The organism is Burkholderia sp. Nafp2/4-1b, assembly GCF_003635165.1.
In the GTDB taxonomy this organism is placed as follows: Bacteria; Pseudomonadota; Gammaproteobacteria; order Burkholderiales; family Burkholderiaceae; genus Burkholderia.
Window position 1 is genome coordinate 1 of record NZ_ML058624.1, and the last position, 19,465, is coordinate 19,465.

The 19,465-nt window shown below is 66.7% G+C and carries 19 protein-coding genes; 12 read left to right on the forward strand and 7 right to left on the reverse strand.

The window, feature by feature from the left end:
• The first annotated feature begins 195 nt into the window (after nucleotides 1–195).
• Together C7H84_RS29875 and phaR are read left to right on the forward strand one after the other, a co-directional pair.
• Complete coding sequence (locus C7H84_RS29875) at nucleotides 196–936, forward strand: 3-ketoacyl-ACP reductase (RefSeq protein ID WP_121862174.1); 741 nt, start codon at nucleotides 196–198, stop codon at nucleotides 934–936.
• 118 nt (nucleotides 937–1,054) lie between these two features.
• Nucleotides 1,055–1,621, forward strand: coding sequence for a polyhydroxyalkanoate synthesis repressor PhaR (gene phaR / locus C7H84_RS29880; RefSeq protein ID WP_011549704.1), 567 nt, complete (start codon nucleotides 1,055–1,057; stop codon nucleotides 1,619–1,621).
• Between the two features lie 257 nt (nucleotides 1,622–1,878).
• On the opposite strand, the gene C7H84_RS29885 is transcribed toward phaR, so the two are convergent.
• Nucleotides 1,879–2,130, reverse strand: a complete 252-nt coding sequence (locus tag C7H84_RS29885) for a hypothetical protein (protein ID WP_121862175.1) — start codon at nucleotides 2,128–2,130, stop codon at nucleotides 1,879–1,881.
• Nucleotides 2,131–2,404: 274 nt separating this feature from the next.
• Between C7H84_RS29885 and rimO the strand changes: the two genes are divergently transcribed.
• The 4 genes from rimO (at nucleotide 2,405) to C7H84_RS29905 (ending at nucleotide 6,716) form a co-directional block, all read left to right on the forward strand.
• Nucleotides 2,405–3,766: a 30S ribosomal protein S12 methylthiotransferase RimO gene (rimO, locus tag C7H84_RS29890; RefSeq protein ID WP_121862176.1), complete on the forward strand. Its 1,362-nt coding sequence runs from the start codon at nucleotides 2,405–2,407 to the stop codon at nucleotides 3,764–3,766.
• A gap of 3 nt (nucleotides 3,767–3,769) precedes the next feature.
• A complete protein-coding gene (locus C7H84_RS29895; protein ID WP_121862177.1) occupies nucleotides 3,770–4,696 on the forward strand; it encodes a sugar kinase in 927 nt (308 codons plus the stop codon).
• Between the two features lie 181 nt (nucleotides 4,697–4,877).
• Nucleotides 4,878–5,420: a hypothetical protein gene (locus C7H84_RS29900; protein ID WP_121862178.1), complete on the forward strand. Its 543-nt coding sequence runs from the start codon at nucleotides 4,878–4,880 to the stop codon at nucleotides 5,418–5,420.
• A 111-nt stretch (nucleotides 5,421–5,531) separates the two neighbouring features.
• Nucleotides 5,532–6,716 carry a cystathionine beta-lyase gene (locus tag C7H84_RS29905; protein ID WP_121862179.1) on the forward strand — a complete coding sequence of 395 codons (1,185 nt, stop codon included), beginning with the start codon at nucleotides 5,532–5,534 and terminating at the stop codon, nucleotides 6,714–6,716.
• 95 nt (nucleotides 6,717–6,811) lie between these two features.
• Here the strand turns inward: C7H84_RS29905 and serB are convergent, their stop codons facing one another.
• Nucleotides 6,812–7,657 carry a phosphoserine phosphatase SerB gene (gene serB / locus C7H84_RS29910; RefSeq protein ID WP_121862403.1) on the reverse strand — a complete coding sequence of 282 codons (846 nt, stop codon included), beginning with the start codon at nucleotides 7,655–7,657 and terminating at the stop codon, nucleotides 6,812–6,814.
• 179 nt (nucleotides 7,658–7,836) lie between these two features.
• Nucleotides 7,837–8,778, reverse strand: a complete 942-nt coding sequence (locus C7H84_RS29915) for a LysR family transcriptional regulator (protein ID WP_121862180.1) — start codon at nucleotides 8,776–8,778, stop codon at nucleotides 7,837–7,839.
• Nucleotides 8,779–8,908: 130 nt separating this feature from the next.
• Between C7H84_RS29915 and C7H84_RS29920 the strand changes: the two genes are divergently transcribed.
• The 3 genes from C7H84_RS29920 to C7H84_RS29930 all read left to right on the forward strand — a co-directional run bounded on the left by C7H84_RS29920 (nucleotide 8,909) and on the right by C7H84_RS29930 (nucleotide 11,384).
• Nucleotides 8,909–9,925, forward strand: coding sequence for a zinc-binding alcohol dehydrogenase family protein (locus C7H84_RS29920; RefSeq protein ID WP_121862181.1), 1,017 nt, complete (start codon nucleotides 8,909–8,911; stop codon nucleotides 9,923–9,925).
• A 163-nt stretch (nucleotides 9,926–10,088) separates the two neighbouring features.
• Nucleotides 10,089–10,640: a DUF6013 family protein gene (locus C7H84_RS29925; protein WP_121862404.1), complete on the forward strand. Its 552-nt coding sequence runs from the start codon at nucleotides 10,089–10,091 to the stop codon at nucleotides 10,638–10,640.
• 270 nt (nucleotides 10,641–10,910) lie between these two features.
• Complete coding sequence (locus tag C7H84_RS29930; RefSeq protein WP_121862182.1) at nucleotides 10,911–11,384, forward strand: PliI family lysozyme inhibitor of I-type lysozyme; 474 nt, start codon at nucleotides 10,911–10,913, stop codon at nucleotides 11,382–11,384.
• Between the two features lie 55 nt (nucleotides 11,385–11,439).
• Here the strand turns inward: C7H84_RS29930 and fetB are convergent, their stop codons facing one another.
• Together fetB and C7H84_RS29940 are read right to left on the reverse strand one after the other, a co-directional pair.
• Nucleotides 11,440–12,243, reverse strand: coding sequence for an iron export ABC transporter permease subunit FetB (fetB, locus tag C7H84_RS29935; RefSeq protein ID WP_121862183.1), 804 nt, complete (start codon nucleotides 12,241–12,243; stop codon nucleotides 11,440–11,442).
• Nucleotides 12,240–12,941, reverse strand: a complete 702-nt coding sequence (locus C7H84_RS29940; protein WP_121862184.1) for an ATP-binding cassette domain-containing protein — start codon at nucleotides 12,939–12,941, stop codon at nucleotides 12,240–12,242. Before C7H84_RS29940 ends, fetB begins: the two co-directional genes overlap by 4 nt.
• 152 nt (nucleotides 12,942–13,093) lie before the next feature.
• On the opposite strand from C7H84_RS29940, the gene C7H84_RS29945 reads away from it, so the two are divergent.
• Together C7H84_RS29945 and C7H84_RS29950 are read left to right on the forward strand one after the other, a co-directional pair.
• Nucleotides 13,094–15,403 (forward strand): AsmA family protein, encoded by a 2,310-nt coding sequence (locus tag C7H84_RS29945; protein WP_121862185.1) that lies wholly within the window; start codon nucleotides 13,094–13,096, stop codon nucleotides 15,401–15,403.
• A 133-nt stretch (nucleotides 15,404–15,536) separates the two neighbouring features.
• Nucleotides 15,537–17,129: an ABC-F family ATPase gene (locus C7H84_RS29950; protein ID WP_121862186.1), complete on the forward strand. Its 1,593-nt coding sequence runs from the start codon at nucleotides 15,537–15,539 to the stop codon at nucleotides 17,127–17,129.
• Between the two features lie 189 nt (nucleotides 17,130–17,318).
• On the opposite strand, the gene C7H84_RS29955 is transcribed toward C7H84_RS29950, so the two are convergent.
• Complete coding sequence (locus tag C7H84_RS29955; RefSeq protein ID WP_121862187.1) at nucleotides 17,319–18,365, reverse strand: zinc-dependent alcohol dehydrogenase family protein; 1,047 nt, start codon at nucleotides 18,363–18,365, stop codon at nucleotides 17,319–17,321.
• 133 nt (nucleotides 18,366–18,498) lie between these two features.
• Here C7H84_RS29955 and C7H84_RS29960 point away from each other — a divergent pair, with 133 nt between their 5' ends.
• Nucleotides 18,499–18,963: an Lrp/AsnC family transcriptional regulator gene (locus tag C7H84_RS29960; RefSeq protein WP_121862188.1), complete on the forward strand. Its 465-nt coding sequence runs from the start codon at nucleotides 18,499–18,501 to the stop codon at nucleotides 18,961–18,963.
• A gap of 34 nt (nucleotides 18,964–18,997) precedes the next feature.
• Here the strand turns inward: C7H84_RS29960 and C7H84_RS29965 are convergent, their stop codons facing one another.
• On the reverse strand, nucleotides 18,998–19,363 hold the full coding sequence (locus tag C7H84_RS29965) for a hypothetical protein (RefSeq protein WP_121862189.1): 366 nt from the start codon (nucleotides 19,361–19,363) through the stop codon (nucleotides 18,998–19,000).
• Between the last annotated feature and the right edge of the window lie 102 nt (nucleotides 19,364–19,465).

Below are 19,465 nucleotides of genomic sequence, written 5' to 3' on the forward strand. Positions count from 1 at the left end.
GTGCATCGGCGGCGGGATGGGCGTCGCGCTCGCGGTCGAACGTCCGTAACGGCCGACCGTGACCGGCCGTCCGTAACTGGTCGTCGGTCACCGCCAAACCAATCCGGGCGCCGGCCGATTGCGGCTTCGGCCGGTGCCACGTGAAGTCAGAGGGGCCTCCGGCAGCTCTCGAAACCAAGAAATGGAGTGAGATTTATGTCTCAGCGAATTGCGTACGTAACGGGCGGGATGGGCGGCATCGGCACCAGCATCTGCCAGCGTCTGTCGAAAGACGGCTTCAAGGTGGTCGCGGGTTGCGGCCCGAAATCGCCGCGCCGTGTGAAGTGGCTCGAGGAGCAGAAGGCGCTCGGCTACGATTTCATCGCGTCGGAAGGCAACGTCGGCGACTGGGACTCGACCAAGGAAGCGTTCGACAAGGTCAAGGCGGAAGTCGGCGAGATCGACGTGCTGGTCAACAACGCGGGCATCACGCGCGACGTCGTGTTCCGCAAGATGACGCATGAAGACTGGACGGCCGTGATCGACACGAACCTGACGAGCCTGTTCAACGTGACGAAGCAGGTGATCGACGGGATGGTGGAGCGCGGTTGGGGCCGGATCATCAACATTTCGTCGGTGAACGGCCAGAAGGGGCAATTCGGCCAGACGAACTACTCGACCGCGAAGGCCGGCATCCACGGCTTCACGATGTCGCTCGCACAGGAAGTCGCGACCAAGGGCGTGACGGTCAACACCGTGTCGCCGGGCTACATCGGCACCGACATGGTGAAGGCGATCCGTCCGGACGTGCTCGAGAAGATCGTCGCGACGATCCCGGTGCGTCGTCTCGGCGGCCCGGAAGAAATCGGTTCGATCGTCGCGTGGCTCGCGTCGAACGATTCGGGCTTCGCGACCGGCGCCGACTTCTCGCTGAACGGCGGCCTGCACATGGGCTGAACGTCCGGGCTGCGCAGGCCGGCTCGGCCGTGCAGCCTGGCGTTTCCGAAGGCCCCCGCCTCCCGGTCCGGGCGGCGGGGATTTGTCACTTGCGCTACGCTGCACCGAAAGGCGTTACATGACTACTACAAAGAAAACGGCCGAGCGGCTCATCAAGAAGTACCCGAACCGCCGGCTCTACGATACCGAGACAAGCACGTACATCACGCTGACCGACGTCAAGCAGCTCGTGCTGGAGCAGGAGGATTTCAAGGTCGTCGATGCGAAATCCAACGAAGACCTGACGCGCAGCATCCTGCTGCAGATCATCCTGGAGGAGGAGAGCGGCGGCGTGCCGATGTTCTCGTCGTCGATGCTGTCGCAGATCATCCGTTTCTACGGTCATGCGATGCAGGGCATGATGGGCACGTACCTGGAAAAGAACATCCAGGCATTCATCGACATCCAGAACAAGCTCGCGGACCAATCAAAGAACCTCTACGAAGGGAACGCGATGAATCCGGAAGTCTGGTCGCAGTTCATGAACATGCAGGCGCCGATGATGCAAGGGATGATGACGAGCTACATCGAGCAGTCGAAGAACATGTTCGTGCAGATGCAGGAGCAGATGCAGAACCAGGCGAAGTCGATGTTCAGCACATTCCCGTTCAAGCAGCCGGGCGCGCCGGAGCCGGAAAAGAAGTAACGCGTGCGCGGCAGGCCGGCCGCGGCGGCACGCGCTGCTGGACGGCCGCTGCCGCGACGTGCGGCGGCGCGATGCGGCCGATCGTGTGCTCGCACGATATTGGCTGGCGGCCCGCTGCCGCAAGATATGGCCGGCGGTCGTCCTTGATCGTCGGCGCCGAATGCCCGAGCCTTCGCATCGCGGGCATGGCCGTCATCCGCGCGTAGGCGGTCCGCACGGCCTTTCAATCCTGTTGTGGCGCGCTTCGCCGGCGTCGTTCAGTGCGCCGGGCCGAAGTCCTGATCGTCCGACGGCGGCAGGTCGAGCACGAGCTTCACCGAGCTGTAGTTTGCCTTCAGCGAAAACACGCGCCCGATCACCAGAAACGTCTGCGGCGAATGCTCGAGTTCGACGAAGTCGCCGGGTTGCGGCACGTGAGCGCCCTGGTCATACGAAAAGCTGGTGCTGGTCTGCTCGCCGATGGTTTCGGCCGCGTGCTCGGTGAATTCGATCGTGATGTGGGTGGTCATGCGAACCCCGTTGGGTAGGTGAAGAGAGCGGATGTCGGGATTTTCGCATAGCGGCGGGGTGGGGCCGCGGGTGATTGTTGGGCGGTGGTGCGGGGTGATCGCCTGATTGCGGTCGACATGAAAGGGCTGGATCGAATGCCCGCGCCGGCTCGATTCGCGCATGCGTGCCGGATATTGGGGCCGCGGTCCGCGGCGTGCCGACCGCCGGTTTTGCCTCGCTGACCCATAAATAGCTGTAAACTCACGCTTTTGCCGCCACGCCCCCACATTCCAGATGTCCCAGTCCCCCAAAGTAGGCTTCGTGTCGCTCGGGTGCCCGAAGGCGCTCGTCGACTCCGAACAAATCATCACGCAGCTGCGCGCCGAAGGTTATGAAATCTCCGGCACGTACGACGGCGCCGACCTCGTCGTCGTCAACACCTGCGGCTTCATCGACGAAGCCGTGCAGGAAAGCCTCGACGCGATCGGCGAAGCGCTGACCGAGAACGGCAAGGTGATCGTCACCGGCTGTCTCGGCGCGAAGTCGAGCGCGAGCGGCTCGAACCTCATCGAGGAAGTCCACCCGAAGGTGCTCGCCGTCACCGGCCCGCACGCGGTGGGCGAAGTGATGCAGGCCGTGCACTCGCATCTGCCGAAGCCGCACGATCCGTTCGTCGACCTGGTGCCGCCCGCCGGCATCAAGCTCACGCCGCGCCACTACGCGTACCTGAAGATCTCCGAAGGCTGCAATCACCGCTGCACGTTCTGCATCATCCCGTCGATGCGCGGTGACCTCGTGTCGCGTCCGGTCGCCGAAGTGATGCTCGAGGCGGAGAACCTGTTCAAGTCGGGCGTGAAGGAACTGCTCGTGATCTCGCAGGACACGAGCGCGTACGGCGTCGACGTAAAGTACCGCACGGGCTTCTGGAACGGCAAGCCGATCAAGACGCGCATGACCGACCTGGTCGCCGCGCTCGGCGAACTCGCCGCGCAGTACGGCGCATGGGTGCGCCTGCACTACGTGTATCCGTATCCGAGCGTCGACGAAGTCATTCCGTTGATGGCCGAAGGCCCGTTCAAGGGTCACGTGCTGCCGTATCTCGACGTGCCGTTCCAGCATGCGCATCCGGAAGTGCTCAAGCGCATGAAGCGCCCGGCGAATGCGGAGAAGGTGCTCGAGCGCGTGCAGAAGTGGCGCGAGATCTGCCCGGACCTGACGATCCGCAGCACGTTCATCGCCGGCTTCCCCGGCGAGACGGAAGAGCAGTTCGAAACGCTGCTCGACTTCATCCGCGAGGCGGACCTCGATCGCGTCGGCTGCTTCGCGTATTCGCCGGTCGAAGGCGCAACGGCGAACGAACTCGACGGCGCGCTGCCGGACGAGGTCCGTGAAGAACGCCGCGCGCGTTTCATGGAAGTGGCCGAGGAAGTGTCGGCGCAGCGCATGCAGCGCAAGGTCGGCAAGACCCTCAAGGTGCTGATCGACGAAGTCAGCGCGGAAGGCGGCATCGGCCGCACGGCGGCCGATGCGCCCGAGATCGACGGCGTCGTCTATGTCGAGCCGGCGACGAAGGCGTCGAAGCGCTACAAGGTGGGCGATTTCGTGTCGGTGAAGATCACCGGCGCGGATGGCCACGACCTGTGGGGCGAGGTGTAAGCGATGCCCGCAGCGCTCCCGCAGATCCTCGCGCTCGGCGAGGCGATGATCGAGTTCAACCAGTCGCAGCCGGGCCGTCCTGAATTCCTGCAGGGCTTCGGCGGTGATACGTCGAACTTCTGCATCGCCGCGGCGCGCCAGGGCGCGTCGACGGGCTTCGTGTCGGCGATCGGCGACGATCCGTTCGGCCGCCTGCTCGTCGACATGTGGGCGGCGGAGCACGTCGACACGACGTACGTGCGGATCGACCGCACGGCGCCGACCGGCGTGTATTTCGTCACGCACGGCGCGGCCGGCCACCAGTTCGACTATCTGCGCGCGGGCTCCGCGGCGAGCCGCTACACGGTGGCCGACCTGCCGCTCGACGCGCTGGCCGCGGCGAAGGCCGTGCACCTGTCGGGCATCAGCCTCGCGATCAGCTCGGCCGCATGCGACGCCGCCTTTGCGGCGATCGACCATGCGCGCAGCAACGGTGCGCAGGTCAGCTTCGACACGAATCTGCGCCTGAAGCTGTGGCCGCTGCCGCGCGCCCGCGCGGTGATGCGCGAAGCGCTGCGCCAGACGGACATCTGCCTGCCCAGCTGGGACGACGTCACGGCGCTCACGGGCGCGAACGATCGCGACGCGATCGTGGATGCGATGCTCGAGCACGGGCCGCAGGTCGTCGCGCTGAAGCTCGGCAAGGAAGGCGCGTATGTCGCGACGCCGAACGAACGGCGCGTGGTGCCGGGCTTCGCGGTCGAGGCCGTCGATGCAACGGGCGCGGGCGACTGCTTCGGCGGCGCGTTCGTCGCGCGGATCGTCGCGGGTGACGATCCGTTCGCGGCGGCGCGTTATGCGAACGCGGCGGCGGCGCTGTCGACGACGGGTTACGGCGCGGTCGCGCCGATTCCGCACCGCGATGCGGTGGAACGGCTGATACAGGGCTGACGCGGATCGCGCACGTCGGCTGCGCGACGCACGCGTTCGGCTATCCGACGACGGGCAACGCGAACGCGTGACCCGCGGCGATCGCCGTGCGCTGACGGCGATCCACGTACAGCGACGGCGATCACCGTATCGCCGCGATTTTCGAGCGAATCTGAAGCATGAAGCAAGGGAGCAACGCAAGGTGGGTCGATATTCGGAATGGCAACGGGCGCTGGTGATCGCCGGCGCGCTGGCGGCGGGCCTTGCGATGCCGGGCATGGCCGCGGCACAGGCTGGCGCCTCGGGCGTGCAGCAGGATGACGCGGCGCCCGCACGACCGCTGCGGCCGAATCCGGAATTCGCGCGGCTGCCGCGCTACGAAGGCACGCTCGGCGATCGGACGATCGTCGTGCATCTCGGTCCGAAAACGGACGACGCAGGCGTGCACGGCGAATACCAGTTCACGGATACCGGCGAAGTGGTCCTGCTCGCCGGCGATCGCGACGGCGACACGCTCGAAATCGAGGAATCGAACGACGGCACGAACATCACGGGCGTGTGGATCGGCCGCTTCGATTCGACCGGCGCGTTGAAGGCCGACCGGATGAACTCGGACGAATCGGATCCGCAGCCGGTCGTGCTGCGCCCGGCGTCGGGCAAGCGCGCGGCGCTGCAGGTGCGCGACGGCCGCGTGCAGGAAATCGAGACGGTCAGCGGCATCGTCAACCTGCGCGCCGACGACTGAGCGCGCTGTCTTGGTGCGGGCGGCGCGCATTGTACCGGGCCAACCGCGCCGATTTTGGCTAACCTAGCGACATCTTCCGCAACCGATCAGCCTTTCGCCGGGCTTCCCGCCATGACTGCATCCACCCCGAAGCGCGCACTCCAGACCCGCATCGTTCAACCCGACGACGCCATTCCGGAAGGCTTCCGTTCGTTCGTGCCGCCGGTCGCGCGTGCGTCGACGGTCGTGTTCCCCGATCTCGCGACGATGCGCGCGCTGGTCTGGCACAACGACAACCAGTGGCGCTACGGGCTGCATGCGACGCCCACGTCGCTCGCGCTCGCGCAGCGGCTCGCCGACATCGAGGGCGGCACGCACGCGCTGCTGCAGCCGTCGGGCCTCGCCGCGATCATGAACGTCTATTTCGGGATCGTGAAGGCCGGCGACGACGTGCTGATCCCGAACAACGTCTACGGTCCGAACGCCGATTTCGGCAACTGGCTCGCGAAGGATTTCGGCATCACCGCGCGTTTCTACGATCCGCTCGTCGGTGCCGGTATTGCCGACCTGATCCAGCCGAACACGCGGCTGATCTGGATCGAGGCGCCGGGCTCGGTAACGATGGAAGTGCCCGACGTGCGCGCGATCACGACGGTCGCGCAGGCGCGCGGTATCGTCACCGCGATCGACAACACGTTTTCGGCCGGGCTCGCGTTCAAGCCGTTCGAGCATGGCGTCGACATCTCGGTGCAGGCGCTGACGAAGTATCAGTCGGGCGGCAGCGACGTGCTGATGGGCGCGACGATTACCGCGAACGCGGAACTGCACGCGCAGCTGAAGCTCGCGCGGATGCGCTGCGGGATCGGCGTGTCGGTCGACGATTGCTCGCTCGTGATGCGCAGCCTGCCGAGCATGCAGGTGCGCTTCGACGCGCACAGCAAGAGCGCGCTCGCGCTCGCGCAATGGCTGAAGGCGCGCCCCGAGATCGCGGCCGTGCTGCATCCGCAACTGCCGGACTGTCCGGGCCATGAATCGTTCGTGCGCGACTTCACCGGCGCGGGCGGACTGTTCTCCGTGGTGTTCGACGAACGCTACAGTGCCGAGCAGATCGACCGTTTCGTCGAGGCGCTCGAACTGTTCGCGATCGGCTGGAGCTGGGGCGGCGCGTGCAGCCTCGCGATGCCTTACGACGTGGCGTCGATGCGCACGGACTGGCCGCATCGCGGCACGCTGGTGCGCTTCTACGTCGGTCTCGAGGACGAAGCCGACCTGCGCGCAGACATCGAGCGCGCGTTGCAGGCCACGCTCGGCCGATAACCGTACTAACCGACCGAAGCGGAAAAACAAAACGCCGGCGCGATTCAACATCGCGCCGGCGTTTTCATTGGCGGTGTGCGCGGATCGTACGCGGATCAGAACAGCCGCAGCAGCCCGTCGAGACCGACGTGGTCGAACGCGACGGTGGCCGCGTCGCGCACGACGGGCTTCGCATGGTATGCGACCGACAGTCCGGCTTCGGCCATCATCTTCAGGTCGTTCGACCCGTCGCCCATCGCGATCGCGCGGCGCGGCTCGAGGCCGAGCGACGCGCAGGTGTCGCGCAGCAGGCGCGCCTTCACGTCCGCGTTGACGATCTCGCCGAGCACCTTGCCGGTGAGCTTGCCGTCGACGATCTCGAGCGTGTTCGCATGCGCGTAGTCGAGGCCGAGTCGCGCCTTCAGGCGTTCGGCGAAGAACGTGAAGCCGCCCGATACGAGCAGCGTCTTCAGGCCCGCGGCCTTCACGCCGGCGAGCATCGTCTCCGCCCCCGGCGACAGCTGCAGCCGTTCCTCGTACACACGCTCGAGCGCATGTGCGTCGAGCCCCGCGAGCAGCGCGACGCGGCGCGTGAGGCTTTCGTTGAAGTCGCGGATCTCGCCGCGCATCGCCGCTTCGGTGATCTCCGCGACCTGCGTCTTCAGCCCGCAGAAATCGGCGATCTCGTCGATGCATTCGATCGTGATCAGCGTCGAGTCCATGTCCATCACGACGAGCCCGAAATCGCCGAGCGTGCGGCCGGCTTCGACGAAGCCGAAGTCGAGCGCATGCGTGCCGCAATATGCGTCGATGTCGAGGCGCTGCGCCGGGTTCGCGTTTTCGATACGCAGCGCGTGCTCGTCGGTCTGCACGATGCGGGTGCCGCGCGACAGCGCGAGCAGCGGTTTGTGATGCGCGTCCGACAGCGGCGCGAGACTCTGGATGACGAGGTTGTGGGTCATGACGGAATGATTGAAAGCGAATGAAACGCGTGCGCGGCCGACGAGCGGCCGCCTGCGAACGCGGGCCCCGTCCGGCGTCGGGCCGCTGCGTCGCGAACGCGCCATTGTAGCCGGTTGGTATCCGATAGCGGCCGGATAACGGCCGGGAGCCGTCGGATCGCCGAGCGGCCGCCGCGATTCTAGCGCTCGTCCGCGCGATCCCAGTAAGGCGGATCGCCGAAGTGCTCGGCGAGGAATGCGATGAAGGCGAGCGTCTTCAGCGGCACGTGCGCACGGCTCGGATAAACGGCCCAGATCGCGACGTCGGTCGCGAACGGGTAGTCGTCGAGCACGGTGACGAGCGCGCCGCTCGCGAGCAGCGGGCCCACGTCCCAGGTGGACTTGATCGCGATGCCGAAGCCGTCGACGAGCGCTTCGCGGATCGCCTCGCCGTTGCTCGCGACGAGCCGGCCGCCGACCCGCACGGTCAGCGGGCCTTGCGGCGTGACGAACGACCAGTCGCGCTGGTCGCCGAGAATCACGCATTCGTGCTGCGCGAGATCGGCCGGATGGCGCGGCGTGCCGCGTTCGGCGAGATACGCGGGCGAGCAGCACAGCACGCGCCGGTTCGCGGCGAGCTTGCGCGCGATCAGCGTCGAATCCTTCAGCGCGCCGACGCGGATCGCGACGTCGTAGCCGTCGTCGACGAGGTCCACGATTTCGTCGGACAGCCGCAGATCGAGCGACACGGACGGATAGCGGCGCAGGAACGCGGGAATCACGGGCGCGACGTGCTGGCGGCCGAACGACGACGACATCGACACCTTCAGCCGTCCGTACGGCTCGCTGCGGCCGAGGCCGACCGACGCGCGGGCGGCGTCGGCGGCCGACAGCAGTGCCTCGGCCCGCGCCATGAACACCTCGCCGTCCTGCGTGAGGCTGATGCGCCGCGTGGTGCGATGCAGCAAGCGTGCGCCGAGCTGGCGCTCCAGCTGCGCGATGCGGGCGCTGGCGACCGCGGCCGACACGCCGAACTCGCGTCCGGCCGCGCTCACGTTCGCAAGCAAGGCCGCGCGCACGAACAGGCCGACATCGAGCAGGTCGAGCGGCTTGTCGGGAGCCGGAATCGGATCGGAGGCCATTATTCTGAAATTCCTGAAAATGTTTCAGGAAATATAGCGGTTTTCTCGAAGGATCGGGCCGCCTACGATGGCATCCATGGGGCTGCGTCGCGGCCCGCCCGATTTCCGTGAACCCTGAAGGAGTGTCGTGATGAAAGCCGTTGGACTGACCCGTTACCTGCCGATCGACGACCCGCAGGCGCTCGTCGACGTGGAACTGCCGCAACCGGTGCCGGGCCCGCGCGACCTGCTCGTGAAGGTCGAGGCGATTTCCGTGAACCCGGTCGACACCAAGGTGCGTGCGCCGAAGCCGCAGGTCGAGGAAACCCCGCGCGTGCTCGGCTGGGATGCGGCGGGCACGGTCCTCGCGGTTGGCGCCGAGGTCACGCTGTTCCGGCCGGGCGACGAGGTGTTCTACGCGGGCAGCATCACGCGCGCCGGCGCGAACAGCGAATTCCACACGGTCGACGAGCGGATCGCCGCACGCAAGCCGCGCACGCTGGATTTCGCGGCGTCGGCCGCGTTGCCGCTCACCGCGCTGACCGCGTGGGAGGCGCTGTTCGACCGGCTGCGCGTGTCGCCGCAGGGCGCGGACGCGGGCAAGTCGGTGCTGATCATCGGCGGCGCGGGCGGGGTGGGGTCGATCGCGATCCAGCTGGCGAAGACGCTCGGCAAGCTGCGCGTGATCGCGACCGCGTCGCGGCAGGCGTCGGCAGACTGGGTGCGCTCGCTCGGAGCGGACGACGTGGTCGATCATTTCGGCGACCTGCCCGCGCAACTGCGCGACATCGGCCATTCGAACGTCGACTACGTGCTGATCTTCAACGACACGGACCGTCATTTCCCTGCCGCGGCGGAGGTCGTCCGGCCGCAGGGCGGCATTTGCACGATCGTCGAGAACGCGAAGCCCGTTCCGGTCGAGCTGCTGAAGGCGAAGAGCGCCGCGTTTCACTGGGAATTCATGTTCACGCGCGCGATGTTCGAGACGCCGGACATGATCGAGCAGCACAAGATCCTCACCGAGGTCGCGCGGCTCGTCGACGGCGGCACGCTGCGCACGACGCTCGGCGAACAGCTCGGCACGATCAACGCTGCGAACGTGCGGCGTGCGCATCAGCTGCTCGAGGCCGGACGCGCGATCGGCAAGCTGGTGCTGAGCGGTTTCTGACGCGGCATCGTCGCGCGTACGGGATGCGGCGCCACGAACGCAAGCGGGGTAACACCCGATGCGTTTGCGGCGCATTGCATCGCGCTTGGCGGTAGACTGACAGCGCATCATGCATCGAAAACCGCGCGGCACGCGCGTGCCGCCGCATTACAAGGAGGTCAGCATGAGCCAACGCAGCTTGTCAGTCGCCGCATCGTGGTCGGCCGTGGTCGCGGCGGCGTGCGTCAGCGCGAGCGTATTCGCGGCGCCGCCGGTCAAGGGGAGCCTGAAGGGCGGCGGGACAGGGCAGCTCGAATACACCGTCAAGGTCGACTCGAAGACCTTCGGCAATACGCAGGAGACCCGCAAGATCCGCTCGGGCGAAACGGATGACTTCAACTGGAAGTCGGTGCCGCCGGGTGGCGCGGTCGCGATGCAGGACGGCTGTCCGAACGCCGACAACCTGCCGCGCGACGCGAACGGCGCGATGGTGCGCCAGACCCAGGTGCGGCTTGCCCCGTCGGTCGACGCGAAGGGGAACGCGAACGTGCAGATGAGCTTCCAGGCAGCCGCGCCGAAGGGCACGCGCAACGTGAGCGCCGGCGGCAAGTCGCTGCAGTGCCCGGACGTCGTGTCGGTGAGCCAGGTCAAGTGGGTGTCGCTTTCGACCAATGGCGGATCGAAAACGGTCACGATGAGCGACGGCACGAAGGTGACGGTGTCGATCAAGCACTGAGTCAAGCACTGAGCGATACGCGCGGGCCGGCGGGGCGTCCGGTGCGCGCACAACCAATCCGGTGCGTATCCGGGCGATCCGGACAGGGCCGCGCGTGACGGTTTCGTGGCGCGCGGCTTCGGCTTTTTCGTTGCCGGATGCCGGTCTTCGTCACAGCGGGTGTGCGGTGGTTGCCCGATCGTTTCCGCGGCTACGTGCGTGACGTCATGCGGATGTCGCGCTATCCTCACCGGCACCTTCCATCCTCCATCTTCCCCGAGCACCATCCCGATGAAACCTTGCCTGCGCGTGCTGCTGTCGGCCGCTGCATTCGTCGCCGCGCATGCGCACGCGGCCGACGATTGCAGCTTCGTCAAAAAGGTCGAACTGCCGTCGCGGCAGCAGACCGCCGTCGTATCGAGCGGCGCGCTCGAACCGTGTTCGACCGGCAGCTATGCGGTGCGCGTGTATTCGACCGCGCACGCGGCGCCGGGCTTCGATACGGACGACTACGTAACGGGCGCGCTGCATGCACGTGACGGCACGGTGGCCGACGCATTCACGGCCGACCTCGGTGCGCGTGCGCCGCAAGCGCTTGTGGTGACGACTCGCTCGGCCGGCAGCGGCGGTTATGTCGGTGCGCAGGCCTATGTGACGACGCCGCGCGCGGTGCGGCTGGTGGCGTCGGTCGACGGGCTCGCGCCCGATGCCGACGTTCGGGCCGCGTTGCGGCAGGCGCTCGGCAAACGCCGCCCGGCCCGCTGAGCGCACGCCGGGCGGTGGTCGGGAGCGTGCCGTTGCTGCGCCGCTTCGCCGACGGTCAGTTCGCGCGCTCTTCGAGCCGAGCAGCAAGAAAGCGGTGATCGGGCGAGAACAGGCGGCGATACGTCATCAGTACCGCGGCGACGGTGCCGAGCGCGGACGCCGCGGCGATCAGGAACATGATCACGATCTGGTAGCGCACGGCTTGCAGCGGCGACTGGCCGGCCAGCACCTGGCCCGTCATCATCCCCGGCAGGCTCACGACGCCGACCACGGCCATCTGGTTCAGCGTCGGCAGCATGCCGGCGCGCACGGCCTGGCGCGCGGCGCCCTGCGCGGCTTCCCAGCGCGTCGCGCCGAGCGCGAGCGCGGTCTCGACGCGGTCGCGCCGCGCGGTGAGCTCGTCCATCATCCGTTCGACGCCGAGCGCCACGCCCGTGAGCGTATTGCCGAGGATCATCCCCAGGATCGGGATCGCGTATTGCGGCTCGTACCACGGGTGAATGCGGATCACGACGAACAGGCCGATCGCCGCGACGATCCAGCTGCTGAACCAGATCGACACGATGCTGTCGATGCGTTGTCCACGGTACGCATGCTTGCCGCGCGCGGCGCCCGCGAAACCCGCGATCAGCGTCATCAGCGCGGTGAGCGGCAGCACGACCGTCCAGTGCGGATGGCCAAACACCCAGCCGAGCACGTAACCGATGGCGAGCAATTGCACGACGGTGCGCACGGCGGCGAGCGCCAACTGGCGTCCGAGGCCGAGCGACAGCGCGGCCGAGATCGCGCCGTTCACCGCGACGAGCGCGGCGGCGATGCCGACGTCGACGAGGCTCAGGTCCTGCAGTGCGGGGCTCATTGCGCGGCCTCCGTCGGGGTCGCGGCATGCAGCACGCCGGCCTGCATCACGAGCCGCATCGTGCCGATCCGTGCGGCCTGCGCCGGATCGTGCGAGATCCACATGTACGCACGCGTGTCGGACGCCGCGTCGAACCATGCGTCGACGAGCGCTTCGATCGCACGCGTCGAGTCGGGATCGAGCGCGGACGTCGGCTCGTCCAGCAACAGCACGTCGGGGTCGAGCTGCAACACGCGCAGCAGTGCGGCGATCTGCGCTTCGCCGCCCGACAGCTCGCTCGCGCGCTTGTCGAGAAAATCGGTGCCGCGGCCGGCGCGTGCGGCGAGCGCTTCCGCGCGCGCGCGGTCGAACGTCGCGTCGCGATAGATCGCGAGCGAGTACGGATAGCGCAATTGCGCTTCGACGGTGCCGTCCATTTGCGCGGGCCGCTGGCGCACATACGCGACGCCGCGCCGGTAGCGCGGAATCGCAGTGCGCCTGATGCGCTGGCCACGCCACAGGATGTGACCGCCGTCGAGCGGATCGAGCAGCGCGAGCGCGCGCAGCAGCACGCTCTTGCCGGAGCCCGATGGTCCCGAGATAGCAATTCGCGATCCCGCGGCGAGGCTGAAGTCGGTCGGCGTCAGCAAGGTCTTGCCGGTGGTTGCGTCGCGGCGCGTGATGCGCTGTGCATCGATGAGACCGGTGGGGGCTGTCATGTCAAAAATGAAAAAAAGCGTTAATGGCGCCGGGGCGTTGCCGCCGCGTGCGTCATAATAACCATTGAAAAGCCGCTGATGTCGTGCTCCGTTTGCTTGCGCAACGAGTCCGGCATGGCGCGCAAATTCTGCAGAACAACAACGGAACCGCCATGACGCTAACCCGAACCATCGGCAAAACGGCTGCATGGATCGTCGGTATCGTCGCACTGATCATCGTGGCTGCCGGCGTCTTCATTGTCACGTTCGACTGGAACCGCGCGAAACCGTGGGTCAACGAACATGTGAGTACCGCGCTTGGCCGTTCGTTTGCGATCAACGGCGATCTCAAGGTCGACTGGCGGCGCCCGCAGGGCGAAACAGGCTGGCGCGCATGGGTACCCTGGCCACGCATCTCGGCCACCCAGATGGAGATCGGCAACCCCGAGTGGGCGAAGGGCCCCAAGTTCGCCACGCTCGAGGCCGCGCACTTCGACCTCGCGATTCTCCCGCTCCTCGCTCACCAGATCGTCATTCCGTCGATCGACGTGGTCAATCCCGCGGTCGACCTCGAGCGGCTCGCCGACGGCCGCAACACATGGACCTTCCAGTTCAAGCCCTCGGGGCAACCGACGACGTGGAAAGTGCGGCTCGACAGCTTCGGGTTCGCGAAGGGGACCATCGTCTATCGCGACGCGATCACTAAGGCCGATCTGACGATCGGGATCGATACGCTCGGCCAGCCGATTCCGCTCGGCGACGTGCTGAAGGAGCAGGAACAGAAATCGCGCGCGGCGTCGGCACAGCAGGTCGGCAAGCACGGCGCCGCGCAACTCGCCGCGAAGGCGAACGCGGAGGCCGCATCCGGCGCATCCGGCGCATCGGCGGCGCAGGTCGCGAGCGCGGCATCGACGTCCGGGTCCGCATCGGGTGTGCTGCCCGCGTCCGTGGTGAATACGGCTTCCTCCGCCTCGGCGGTTGCGTCCGCATCCGGTGCGAGCGGCGCATCGGCCGCATCCGGCGCTACCGTGCCCGCGAAGCCGTCCGGCCCCACCTATGCATTCGGCCTCAAGTTCGACGGCCGCTACAAGAACGTGCCCGTCGCGGGCACCGGCAAGGTAGGCGGCGTGCTGGCGATCGAAAACGCGACGGAGCCGTTCCCGCTGCACGCCGACGTGAAGGCCGGCGACACGCGGCTCGCGATCGTCGGCACGCTGACCGATCCGATGCATCTGGCGGCGCTCGACCTGCGGCTGTGGCTGCAGGGCACGTCGATGTCGCACCTCTACCAGCTCACCGGCATCACGCTCCCCGACACGCCGCCGTACGCGACCGAGGGGCACCTGATCGGCCAGATCAAGCAGAACGCGAGCACGTTCCGCTACGAGAACTTCAACGGCCGCGTCGGCGGCAGCGATCTGCGCGGCACGCTAACCTGGGCGCAGCGCCAGCCGCGCCCGAAGCTGTCGGGCGAACTCGTGTCGAACCTGCTGCAGTTCTCCGACCTCGCGCCGGTGATTGGCGCCGATTCGGCCGCGAGCAAGAAGAAGCGCGGCGACACGACACGCCAGCCGCCGGACCGCGTGATACCAGTCGCGGCGTTCCGCACCGAACGCTGGAGCGCGATCGACGCCGACGTGAAGTTCACCGGGCGCAAGCTGATCAAGAGCCCGCAGCTGCCGATCACGAACCTGTACACGCACATCCTGATGCAGGACGGCGTGCTGACGCTCGAGCCGCTGCAGTTCGGCGTCGCGGGCGGCACGCTCGAGACGAACGCGCATCTCGACGGCAGCCGCACGCCGCTCAAGGCGCGCTTCACGCTGAGCGCGCGTCACCTGAAGCTCAAGCAGCTGTTCCCGACGCAGAAGGTGATGCAGACCGCGCTCGGCGAGATCAACGGCGACGCGTCGCTGTCGGCGACCGGCAACTCGCCGGCCGCGCTCGCGGGGACCTCGACCGGCGAAGTGAAGGCGCTCATCACCGATGGCCGCATCAGCCTCCTGCTGATGGAGGCGGCGGGCCTGAACGTCGCGAACGTCGTCTACGAGAAGCTGTTCGGCACCCGCGACGTGAACATCCGTTGCGCGGCGATCGATTTCGCCGCGAACGACGGCATGCTCGAGCCGAAGGTCTTCGCGCTCGATACGGACGATGCACTGATCAACATGGACGGCCCGATCAACCTGCGCGACGAGTCGCTCGACCTCAAGATCCATCCGCACACGAAGGGCTTCCGGATCTTCTCGCTGCGCTCGCCGCTGTACGCGAAGGGCACGTTCAAGAACCCGAAGGTCGGTGTCGAGGTGGGCGCGCTCGCGCTGCGCGCCGGCGCGATGGTCGGGCTCGGGCTGATCAACCCGTTCGCGGCGCTGATCCCGCTGATCGCGCCGAGCAACAACCGCGACGTGCCGTGCGCGGAGCTGTTCGGGCAGATGAAGGAGAAGGCGGCTCAGAAGAAGGCGGCGAAGGCCGGCAAGTAAGCGAACCCGAGGGCAGGGCCGGCGCCGCGCGCAGCGGGCCGGCCGGCGGGGCCGGAACAGTGCGGTCGGCAGTTTCTCCGACACCTGCTAAAATACACGGTTTTCCGTCGATTTCTCTCTTACGGGACCTGCCGTGCTTTCTACTGCCAACATCACGATGCAATTCGGGCCGAAGCCCTTGTTCGAGAACATCTCGGTCAAATTCGGCGAGGGCAACCGCTATGGTCTGATCGGCGCGAACGGCTGTGGCAAGTCGACTTTCATGAAGATCCTCGGCGGCGATCTGGAACCGAGCGGCGGCAACGTCGCGCTGGAGCCGAACGTGCGTCTCGGCAAGCTGCGCCAGGACCAGTTCGCGTATGAAGACGTGCGCGTGCTCGACGTCGTGATGATGGGCCACACCGAAATGTGGGCCGCGATGACCGAGCGCGACGCGATCTACGCGAACCCGGAAGCCACCGACGACGACTACATGCACGCGGCCGAGCTCGAAGGCAAGTTCGCCGAATACGGCGGCTACGACGCCGAGGCGCGCGCGGGCGCGCTGCTGCTCGGTATCGGCATCGAGGAGAAGTTCCACACCGGCACGATGGCCGACGTCGCGCCGGGCTGGAAGCTGCGCGTGCTGCTCGCGCAGGCGCTGTTCTCGAAGCCGGACGTGCTGCTGCTCGACGAACCGACCAACAACCTCGACATCAACTCGATCCGTTGGCTCGAGCACACGCTCAACGAGTACAACTCGACGATGATCATCATCTCGCACGATCGTCACTTCCTGAACGCGGTGTGCACGCACATGGCCGACATGGACTTCGGCACGCTGAAGGTCTGGCCGGGCAACTACGACGACTACATGCTCGCGTCGGCACAGGCGCGCGAGCGCCAGGCCGCGGCGAACACGCGCGCGAAGGAGCGCGTGGCCGAGCTGCAGGACTTCGTGCGCCGCTTCTCGGCGAACAAGTCGAAGGCCCGCCAGGCAACGAGCCGTGCGAAGCAGATCGACAAGATCAAGATCGAGGAATTCAAGCCGTCGTCGCGTCAGAACCCGTTCATCCGCTTCGAGTTCGAGAAGAAGCTGCACAACGTCGCGGTGGTCGCCGACGAGATCACGAAGAAGTACGAGCGCACGATCTTCCAGAACTTCAACTTGTCGGTGCAGCCGGGTGAGCGCATCGCGATCATCGGCGAGAACGGCGCGGGCAAGACGACGCTGCTGCGCTCGCTGCTGGGCGCGCTGCCGCTCGATCACGGCACGGTGAAGTGGTCCGAGAACGCGAATGTCGGCTATATGCCGCAGGACACGTACGAGGAGTTCCCGAACGACATCACGCTGATGGACTGGATCGACCAGTACCGCAAGGACGGCGACGACGAAACGATGGTGCGCGGCACGCTGGGCCGCCTGCTGTTCTCGTCGGACGACATCAAGAAGTCGGTGAAGGTGCTGTCGGGCGGCGAGAAGGGCCGCATGATCTGGGGCAAGCTGATGCTCGGCCGCCACAACGTGCTGCTGATGGACGAGCCGACCAACCACATGGACATGGAGTCGATCGAGTCGCTGCAGATCGCGCTCGAGCAGTTCGAAGGCACGCTGATCTTCGTGTCCCACGACCGCGAATTCGTGAGCGGGCTGGCGAACCGGATCATCGAAGTGAAGACGGACGGCACGCTGTTCGACTTCGGCGGGAACTATGAGGAATTCCTCGCGAGCCAGGGGCAGGAGTAAGGGCCCGGGCGATCATGCCCGATCTTGATGTAACGAAAGCCCGCCGGGTGCAAGCCCGGCGGGCTTTTTCGCATTCGGGCGCTGACTTTTCCGGCATTGCCGAAGCCGCGCACGACAGCTGTCACGCCCGCGGCGATTCAGCATGCGCGGATGTGACCATGGCCCCCGGCGCCGATGGCGCAGCCGCCATCACCCCGAAAAATCCGTCACGACCGTCACCCCGGCACCTTCGAACCGGTTCATGTTCATCAGCGCGTCGATCGACTGGCCAAGACTGATTTCCTTGCCGATCAACCGGCTCGGCGCAAGCGTGCCGGCATGCACCATGTCGAGCATCGCGTCGTAACGATGCGCCTGCATCCCGTGGCTGCCGAGAATCTCCAGCTCGTACGCGATCACTTTGCTCATCGGCACGGCCGGTGTCGCATGCTCGCCGAGCATCAGCCCGACCTGCACGTGCTTGCCGCGGCGGCGCAGGTTGCTGATCGAGTTGAAGCAGGTGGCCGGATGGCCAAGCGCATCGAGCGACACGTGTGCGCCGCCGCGGGTGATCTCCTTCACCGCGTCGACCACGTCGGCGACTGCCGACGCATTGACGGTCGCCACTGCGCCGACCGACCGCGCAAGCGCGAGCGCCTGGTCCGAAATGTCGATCGCGACGACGTTCGCACCGATCGCCTTCGCGATCATGATCGCCGACAGACCCACGCCGCCGCAGCCGTGCACGGCGACCCACTGGCCGGCCGACGTGCGGCCCTGGTCGACCACCGCGCGAAACGACGTGACGAAGCGGCATCCGAGGCTCGCCGCGGTCGGGAAATCGAGCGCATCGGGCAGTCGCACGAGATTGAGGTCGGCGTGATGGATGCCGACGTATTGGGCAAACGAGCCCCAGTGCGTGAAGCCGGGTTGAAACTGTTGCTCGCATACCTGCTGGTTGCCCGAGTGGCATTCCGGGCAGCGGCCGCAACCGGCGACGAACGGCACCGTGACGCGGTCGCCGGCCTTCCAGCGCGTGACCGCCGCGCCCGCCGCGACCACGACACCCGCGAGTTCGTGGCCGGGCACGTGCGGCAGCACGATGTCCGGGTCGTGCCCCATCCAGCCGTGCCAGTCGCTGCGGCACACGCCGGTCGCCTTCACTTCGATTACAACGCCGTCCGGTGCCGGCGTCGGATCATCGACGTTCATCACCCGCGGCGCGGCGCCGAAGGCTTCATAGACGACTGCTTTCACTATCTCCTCCTGGATCGAATGACTATTTCAATATAGTGCGGCGCAAGCGGATTTATCTTTCATTTTGCGATTGAGAAACGGGTATTTGTGAGATAGCCTTGCGACCATCGCGCACTTGCCGCAAGGAGCTTTCATGGAACAACTCGACAGGATCGATCGCGGCATGCTCGACATGCTCCAGCAGGACGGGCGCGTGTCGAATGCGCGACTCGCCGAAGCGTTCTCGCTGAGCGAGACGTCGTGCTGGCGCCGGCTCAGGCGGCTGGAAGAAGCGGGGCTGATCGCCGGCTATCACGCGCGGCTCGATCGCAGAAAGCTGGGATTCGGCGTGATGGCGTTCGTGCAGATCGTTTGCACGCAGCACAGCGAGGAGGTGACGGCCGAGTTCGAACGCCTGATCCTGGTGAGTCCGAACGTGCTTGCGTGCGACAACACGACCGGCGAGGCGGATTTCCTGCTGCAGGTGGTGGCGGCCGATCTCGACGACTACAGTCACTTCGTCGAGAGGGTGCTGCGCAAACTGCCGGGCGTGCTGAGCATCCGCTCGAACCTGTCGTTGCGGCAGCTGAAGTCGACGCAGCGGTTGCCGATCGCATGACGGCGCGCGCCGGCGCGCGCGCACGGGCGGGCGCTCAGTCGGCCAGCCGCTTGTCGGCGAGCGCCTTGCAGCAGTCTTCGTACACCCATTGCACGAGTTTCGCCCGGTAGTCGAGATCGTCGGTATCGACGATTTCCTCGACCGCGTCGCGCGCCCATGACGCGTCGACGAAGCCGGCGTGGCGCTTCGCGATGTCCTGCGCGAGCGCGGCCAGCTTGGCGATCGCGAGCCAGTCGGCCTGCCGGTGATGGCGGTCGAGCCAGCGGTGTGCGGCCTGCACGTGGAACGATGCGTCGGGCCAGGATTCGTTCAGGTAAAACGCGCCGAGATTGCCGCAGGTGAGCCAGCACAGCAGTTCCAGGCGATCTTGCGAGCCGAGGGTATGGGATGCATCGGTCATGGCAGCGCTCACGAAACCATCGATTCCGGGTGGCGCGGGCTGCAGCGGCCGGCGCCGATATTAAAAAAGATAGCACGATGCGGGCCACGTGGCGCGCCGGCG